This window comes from uncultured Methylobacterium sp. (assembly GCF_964251405.1).
Taxonomy (GTDB): domain Bacteria; phylum Pseudomonadota; class Alphaproteobacteria; order Rhizobiales; family Beijerinckiaceae; genus Methylobacterium.
Window position 1 is genome coordinate 27,033 of the sequence record NZ_CAXUJR010000019.1, and the last position, 7,296, is coordinate 34,328.

General features: G+C 70.2%; 8 protein-coding genes. 5 read left to right on the forward strand and 3 right to left on the reverse strand.

All coding sequences use genetic code 11. The features are described 5' to 3' along the window. Positions 1-178 precede the first annotated feature (178 nt). The 3 genes from ACFE7U_RS05705 to ACFE7U_RS05715 all read left to right on the forward strand — a co-directional run bounded on the left by ACFE7U_RS05705 (position 179) and on the right by ACFE7U_RS05715 (position 2,929). On the forward strand, positions 179-1,303 hold the full coding sequence (locus tag ACFE7U_RS05705; protein WP_375408764.1) for a patatin-like phospholipase family protein: 1,125 nt from the start codon (positions 179-181) through the stop codon (positions 1,301-1,303). 112 nt (positions 1,304-1,415) lie between these two features. Next, positions 1,416-2,015: a sigma-70 family RNA polymerase sigma factor gene (locus ACFE7U_RS05710; RefSeq protein ID WP_375408765.1), complete on the forward strand. Its 600-nt coding sequence runs from the start codon at positions 1,416-1,418 to the stop codon at positions 2,013-2,015. A gap of 113 nt (positions 2,016-2,128) precedes the next feature. Next, positions 2,129-2,929, forward strand: a complete 801-nt coding sequence (locus ACFE7U_RS05715) for an anti-sigma factor family protein (protein WP_375408766.1) — start codon at positions 2,129-2,131, stop codon at positions 2,927-2,929. A gap of 18 nt (positions 2,930-2,947) precedes the next feature. Here the strand turns inward: ACFE7U_RS05715 and ACFE7U_RS05720 are convergent, their stop codons facing one another. Next, complete coding sequence (locus ACFE7U_RS05720) at positions 2,948-3,961, reverse strand: bifunctional riboflavin kinase/FAD synthetase (RefSeq protein WP_375408767.1); 1,014 nt, start codon at positions 3,959-3,961, stop codon at positions 2,948-2,950. Positions 3,962-4,254: 293 nt separating this feature from the next. Between ACFE7U_RS05720 and ACFE7U_RS05725 the strand changes: the two genes are divergently transcribed. Both ACFE7U_RS05725 and ACFE7U_RS05730 read left to right on the forward strand, forming a co-directional pair. Continuing rightward, positions 4,255-4,638, forward strand: coding sequence for a response regulator (locus tag ACFE7U_RS05725; RefSeq protein WP_018046001.1), 384 nt, complete (start codon positions 4,255-4,257; stop codon positions 4,636-4,638). A gap of 86 nt (positions 4,639-4,724) precedes the next feature. Continuing rightward, positions 4,725-5,234, forward strand: coding sequence for a protein phosphatase CheZ (locus ACFE7U_RS05730; RefSeq protein ID WP_375408768.1), 510 nt, complete (start codon positions 4,725-4,727; stop codon positions 5,232-5,234). A gap of 8 nt (positions 5,235-5,242) precedes the next feature. Here ACFE7U_RS05730 and ACFE7U_RS05735 read toward each other — a convergent pair whose 3' ends face one another. After that, complete coding sequence (locus ACFE7U_RS05735) at positions 5,243-6,157, reverse strand: TIGR01459 family HAD-type hydrolase (RefSeq protein WP_375408769.1); 915 nt, start codon at positions 6,155-6,157, stop codon at positions 5,243-5,245. Positions 6,158-6,261: 104 nt separating this feature from the next. Continuing rightward, the coding region (locus ACFE7U_RS05740; protein ID WP_375408770.1) for an EAL domain-containing protein at positions 6,262-7,296 on the reverse strand (1,035 nt) is incomplete at its 5' end.

A 7,296-nucleotide genomic window follows, 5' to 3' on the forward strand; every position in this document is an offset into this window, starting at 1 on the left:
GAGACCCAAGACCCTCGCGGCAAGACCCATGTCGCATCCCGCGCGCCTTGTCGAGGTTCGCGTGCTGCGACGCCTCGTTCTGCAGGGCAGGGTTGCGGAACAGTGCCCCCGATCTCTTGTTGTTGCTACGCACCAATCCAATATGCTGCAGTGCAACATAAGCGCAGGGAATCCTCGGATGGACGACGTTTCGCGCATCGGACCGCACCACACCATCACTGATTCGGCCGCCGATCTCGTCGGGGCTCCACCGGCCGGCGAGCCGGTTCCATCGGCGATCATCGGACTGAGGGGGCCGAGGACGGAGAAGATGGTGTCGCTCGCGTTGCAGGGCGGCGGCGCCCACGGCGCCTTCACCTGGGGTGTTCTCGATGCGTTGATCGAGGACGGCCGCCTCGGCTTCGAGGCGCTGAGCGGGGCGAGCGCCGGCGCCATGAACGCCGTGATCCTGGTCGATGGCTGGCTTGAAGACGGCCCGCAAGGAGCACGGAGGGCACTCGAGCGATTCTGGCGCGAAGTCAGCCTCGACGGCGATTTCTGGCCAGCCCAGCGCAGCGCGCTCAACGGCCTGCTCGGCCTGTGGAAGAACAATCCGTTGGCCGAGTTCTGGGCGCGTGCGCTCAAGCCGAGCCCTTACCTCGCCAACCCGCTCAACATCAATCCGCTGCGCAAGACCCTGGCGGCCCAGGTGGATTTCGAGCGCCTGCGCAGGGCCGACACCGCCAACGTGTTCGTCTCGGCCACCAACGTCTGGTCCGGCAAGCTCGCGGTGTTCCGCCGCGAAACCCTGACGGTCGACCACCTGATGGCGTCGTCCTGCCTGCCGACGGTGTTCCAGGCGGTGGAGATCGACGGTGTTCCGCATTGGGACGGCGGCTATCTCGGCAATCCGCCGCTCTATCCGCTCTATCGCGGGGCCGAGACGCGGGACATGGTCCTCGTGCAGATCAACCCGGTGGAACGCCGTGAGACTCCGCGCACGCCCCAGGAGATCCAGGACCGGCTCAACGAGATCACCTTCAACGGGAACCTGATGCGGGAATTGCGCGCCATCGACTTCGTCGAGGGACTGATCGACGAGGGCGTCCTGGGACAGGGCGACTACCGCCGCCTCCTCGTCCATCGGATCGACGGGACCGGGGCCCTCGACGCGTATGAGGCCTCCTCGAAGCTCGATGCGCGCTGGCGGGTATTCGAGAGCCTGCGCGACCTCGGACGGAAGGCCGCTCAAGGTTGGCTCGCCGAGAGCTACGACGAAATCGGCAGGCGCTGCACTCTCGACCTTCCAAAGACCTATCAGTAGACTTGCCTGTCGGTAGACCTGCCTATCGACGGAACGGCCTGCCGAGCGTCCCGTGCCGGGAGGATTATTCTCCCGGCCTCGCACGTTCTAACCTTGATGAGCGTCGATCCGATTGATTCAGCGTCCGCCCGACATTGTCGACCTGCTCGTGCCGCTGCGTCGCTACGCCCGGGCGCTGACCCGCGACACCCTGCGGGCCGACGACCTCGTTCATGATGCCCTGGTTCGGGCCCTGGAGGCACCCCCGGCCCTGCGGGCGGGCACCAACCTGCGGACCTGGATGATGACGGTGCTGCACAACGTCTTCATCGACGACCAGCGCCGCAAGCGGGTCGAGGCCCGCCATGCCGACGTGCTGGTGCAGCTGTCGGAGGAGATCGCCCCGCCGGCCCAGGAGGGGCATGTCCGCCTCGCCCAGATCCGCCAGGCCTTCCTGACCCTGCCCGAGGAGCAGCGTGCGGCCCTGCACCTCGTGACGATCGACGGCATGGCCTATGCCGATGCCGCGGCGGTCCTGGGCATCCCGATCGGCACGCTGATGTCGCGGCTCGGTCGTGGACGGGCGGCCTTGCGCGCCTTCGAGGCCGGCGAGGGGGCGGAAGCACCCTCGCCGCGGCCGAAACCCGCGGACCCGCCGCACCTGAGGCTCGTGCCGTCCCGTCCCGTCGACGGGGAGGCGGCGCCGGAGCCGAGGGCGGCCGGCGAGGGCTAGGGCCGTATCGGGACCGGCCGGCAGGATGAGCGGGGACGAGGGCCAAGGGCGCCGCGGGGTTTTCGGACCCGATGTTCGGCGACCGCCCGGACTGGAGAGCGAGCGAGCAAGCCATGACCGAGTCATTCAGCACCGACCCGATCACCGAGGACGAACTCACCGCCTATGTCGACGGCGAGCTCGCGATCATGCGCCGCCTCGACGTCGAGGCTCATCTTGCCCGCCACCCCGAGGTCGCCGCCCGGGTGATGGCGGAGCTCCACGACCGCGACGCCCTGCGCGAGGCCTTCGCCCATGCTCCCGACCCCGTGCCGGAGCGGATCCGCGAGACGGCACGCCGCCTGGATCGCTCCTTGGCCTGGGGTCGCTTCACGGACCGGCTGCGCCGGGCGGCGGCGATCGCCCTGCTGGTGGGGGCGGGCTGGCTCGCGCATTCCGATGTCGGCGTGTTCGGGATCGCCGACACCCAGGCCTCGCCCGTCGATCCTGCCCTGGTGGCCGACGCCCATCAGGCCCGCGAGGCCGCCCGCATCCGCGCCCGCATCGCCTCGCAGCGCCTGGCTCCGGCCTACGATCAGGCCGGGATCGAGGCCGCGACCGGCATCGCCCTGCCGGCCCTGCCCGAGGGCTGGCAGGTGAAGGACGTCCAGGTCTTCCCGTCGCGGACAGGGGCGGGGATCGAGGTCGCGATTGAGGCCGGGACCCTCGGCGAGCTGTCGCTGTTCGCCATCCACCGCCCCGATCCGGACGGGAAGGCGGCGCGGGTCATCCGCTCGAAGGACGGCGAGACCGCCTATTGGACGGATGGGCACTCCGCCTATCTCCTCAGCGGCGGCGACCCCGCCCGCCTGGAGCAGGCGGCGGCGCTCATGACGGCCGGCAAGCCGGTCGAGGCCGGGTCCGAAGCCCGCTGACCGCTCGCGGCTCGCCGCTCAGGCGATCATCGAGGGGGTGATGTCGATGGCGAGGCGGCTGCGGGCCTCGGCGGCGTCGAGGTCCATGCGGGCGATCAGCGCCTCGGCGCTGTCGAAGCGCTCCTCGCCGCGCAGATGGGCGACGAACTCCACCGTCATGTCCTGCCCGTAGAGGTCGCCGGCGAACCCGAACAGGTTGACCTCGAGCAGCGGAGCGCCGTCATCGAAGGTCGGGCGCCGGCCATAGCTCGCGACCCCGTCGTACAGGCTCCCGTCCTGCAGCTGCGCCCGCACCGCGTAGATGCCGTGCGCGAGCCCGCATTCGTCCAGCGCCATGTTGGCGGTGGGATAGCCCAGAGTGCGGCCGCGCTTGTCGCCGTGGCGGACTTGCGCCGACAGGAACCAGCGATAGCCGAGCAACGCGTTGGCGCGGGCGACGTCGCCCGCCGCGAGCGCCGCCCGGATGGCGCTGGAGGAGACCGGCTCGGCCTCCCGATCGATCGAGACGGCCTCGATGATGCGGCAGCGCAGCCCGGCGGTGGCGCAGAGGGCGGCCAGCACCGCCGGCGTCCCTTCCCGACCCCGTCCGAAATGGAAATCGTGCCCGATCACGACGCCGGTGACCCCGAGATCGCGCACGAGCAGGTCCTCGACGAAGCCGGCGGCAGTGGTCTTGGCGAGCCCGGCGTCGAAGCGGCGCACGATCAGGCCGTCGAGGCCGAGCCGGGCGAAGACCCGCTCCTTCGCCCCGCGGTCGCTGAGGCGGAACATCGGCTGGTCGGGTCGGAAATAGACGCGCGGATGCGGCTCGAAGGTCAGCACGACGGCGGGTCGGCCGGTCTCGGCCGCCGTCTCGCGCACGGCGGCGATCAGGGCCCGGTGCCCGCTATGGATGCCGTCGAAGTTGCCGATGGCCGCCACGGCTCCCATGAGGGCGGGCGGCACCGGCTCGTCCTCGCGGCCGATCAGGAAGGGCTCGCGCGGCGCATCCGGGGCAGGGGACCGCACGGCCGTGTCGTCGCCAGGGAACATCGGGTCCGAAGGGTTTCAGGGTCGGCTGGCGCGGAACCTGTCGAAAAGGCCCTTGAGGGTCAAGCGCCCGACGGCCGGCCACGATCGGCGCCGAACTCGACCCGGCTCCAGACGATCCGACAACATCCTGCCGGCCTGTTTTGGTTCTGTCATCGCTCCCGCAGTTAACCGCTTCGCAATTCAGTCGTCGGTATTGTCCTCGACAAGAGGCGTCGTGCCGCGACGCTTCCTTGGACAACCCGTGACGGGGCGCGCGCCGCACCGGCCCTCGAACTGACGGAGCAGTACCTATCATGGCCCTCGATCTCGGAATGCCGATCCTCGTGGTGGACGACTATCAGACGATGGTCCGCATCATCCGCAACCTCCTCAAGCAGCTCGGCTTCGAGGAGGTCGACGACGCCTCCGACGGCACGGCGGCTCTGGCCCGGCTCAAGAACCGCAAGTACGGCCTCGTGATCTCCGACTGGAACATGGAGCCCATGACCGGCTACGAGCTCCTGCGCCACGTCCGCGCCGACGAGGCCCTGCGCACGACCCCGTTCATCATGGTCACCGCCGAGTCGAAGACCGAGAACGTCATCGCGGCCAAGAAGGCCGGCGTGAACAACTACATCGTGAAGCCGTTCAACGCGGCGACCCTCAAGAGCAAGATCGAAGCCGTCTGCGGCGCCTGATCCCCGACCGGGATCGGACACGAGAAGGCCGGGCGAAGACGACACGGTGGGAGCGGGAGTCGATGGGACTCGCAGTCAAGACGCGTATGCCAGCCCCCGCGCCGGAGAAGCCATCTCTGGTCCGCGAACTCGTCGAGATCGCTGACTACATCTCGCATGTCCGCAACGAGATCGCCGCGTTGCGGGCGAACGAGCTCACCCGCGACCGTCTGCCCATGGCACACGAGGAGCTGGACAGCGTCGTCGCCGCGACGGCGGGCGCCACGAACTCGATCATGAACGCGGCCGAGGAGATCCTCGGCCTGCCGAACGACAAGAACTACCGCACCGAGGTCGAGGCGCGGATGAACGACATCTTCGAGGCCTGCACCTTCCAGGACATCACCGGCCAGCGCATCCGCAAGGTCGTGGACGCCCTGCGCCAGCTGGAAAATCGCCTGACGCGCTTCGCCACCGCCGTGAAGGCCCGCGACGAGGCCGGGATGGACCCGGCCGAGATGGAGCGCCGCGTGCGCGACGAGCTTCTGATCCTCAACGGTCCCCAGCTCAAGGGCCTGGCGACCCCGCAGGACGCCATCGACGCGTTGTTCGACTAGAGCTTGCGCTACCAGACCAGCCGCTCGATGACGGCGTCGGGCCGCACGCTCTGGCGCGCGAGCCATCCGGCGACGTCGCCGAGCGTGTCGTGCTCGGCCAGCACGCCCAACTCCTCCGCGTGGATGCCCCTGGCTACGAGCAGGCTCGGGATGCCGAACCGCGCTGCGCCGTCGATATCGGTGCGCAGGGCATCGCCCACGGCGAGCACGCGCCCGAGGTCAGGCGCCGGCATTCCGTCGAGGGCCGCCGCCTTGGCCAGCGCGGCTTCGTAGACCGGCCCGTAGGGCTTGCCCGCATAGGTCACAGCGCCGCCGATCTCGGCGTAGGCCGCGGCGATGAGGCCGGCGCAGGGAATCAGCACCTTGTCGCGCTCGACCACGAGGTCGGGATTGGCGCAGATCATCTGCACCTCGCGGGCACGCAATGCGGCGAGGACATCGCGATAGTCCTCCGCCGTCTCGCAGGTGTCGTCGAACAGCCCGGTGCAGACGACGACATCGGCCGCCTCCGCTCCTACCAGGGCGATGTCGAGCCCGTCGAAGATGGTGATGTCGCGCTCCGGCCCGAGATGGTGGATGCGGGCGCCGGGCGTCCGCGCCAGCAGGGCGCAGGTAAGGTCGCCCGACGTCAGGATGGCGTCGTAGGCCTCGCGCGGCACGCCGTAGCCGTCGAGGATGGCTTGAACGCCCGGCCAGGGTCGCGGCGCGTTCGAGACCAGCACGACGCGACGGGGCCGCCCGTTCCCGGGCAGGCTGCGGAACCGGATCAACGCGTCGCTCGCGCCGCGATGCGCCCGCGTCCCGTCATGGAGCACGCCCCAGACGTCGCACAGGATGAGATCGTAGCGCTCGGCGCTCGCCGCGATGCCGGACAGCACCGGAACCGGCGCGGGATCGCCGACGGGCAGGGAGGTTGGGAGCATGGAATGAACCGGGAAAACGAAGAATCCGAACCTCGTCCGCGCGATGGCGAGGCTCTGGCGCCGGAGGGGTTAGGCCGCCGCCGATGCGAAATCAACGCGCGCCGCTACCCCGCCCGGCGCAGGAAATCGCGGAAGGGCCTGCGCTGGGGTGCGGGACCGCCTCCCTCGACGGTCGGAGGAGGCGCCGCCGATGCCAGCACCTCGGCCCGCACCGCCCTCGCGGGCGCGAAGAGCGTGCCCTGCGCCATCGGCACGCCGAGATCGATGAGGTCGGGGACATCGGCCTCGTGCTCGACCCGGTCGGCGACGAAGCGGATCCCGGCCCGGCCGAGGGACGCCACGAGGTCTTCGAGGGCGATGTCCGGCATCGTGCCGTTCCTGCCGGGACGCAGGATCATCTCGGCCGGGACCTTGACCTGGCCGATGCCGCGGTCCGCCAGCGCCAGGGGATCGAAGCGCAGGTCCACCGGACGGTCGAGGGTGAAGCCGAGCCGGCCGCGCAACGCGGCGAGCGCCCCGGCCTGCTCGGCATCGAGGCTGCGCCAGCTCGCCTGCGGCAGCGACACCACGAGGCGCCCCGCGAATCCGGGTTCGTCGCCGACGAGTCGGGACAGGGACCGCAGGAAGCCGGGCTCGAACAGGGAGAACGGCGAGAGGGCATAAGCCACCGCCGCGTTGCTGCCGCGCCCGCCGAGATGGCGGCCGATCGTGGCGACCTTCTGGAGCATCCGCCGATCGAGATCGGTGGTGCGCCCATGGCGTTCGAGCACGGGAAGGAACTGGTCCGGTTCGAGCAGTTCGCCGTCGAGCCGCAGCCGCGCCACGGCCTCGTAGGAGATCACCTTGCGTTGGGGCAGGCTGACCAGCGGCTGCAGGTGGACCTCGAGCCCCTGTCCCTCGAAGGCGGCGATCACGGCCGGCTCGCGCTGGCGTTCCTCTCCGGTGCGGTCGGGGACGGCCCTGACCTCCTCGTCCCGGCGGCCATTCGGCAACGCCGCGGCGTCGAGCGGACGGGGTATCCAGGGTGCGCGCACGGGCTCCGGAACCGCGGCAGCCGCCGTGGGGGGGCGCATCGCCACGCGCGGGGGCACCACGATCTCGGGCACCACGATCTCGGGCGTCGGCATCGGGGCGGCTTG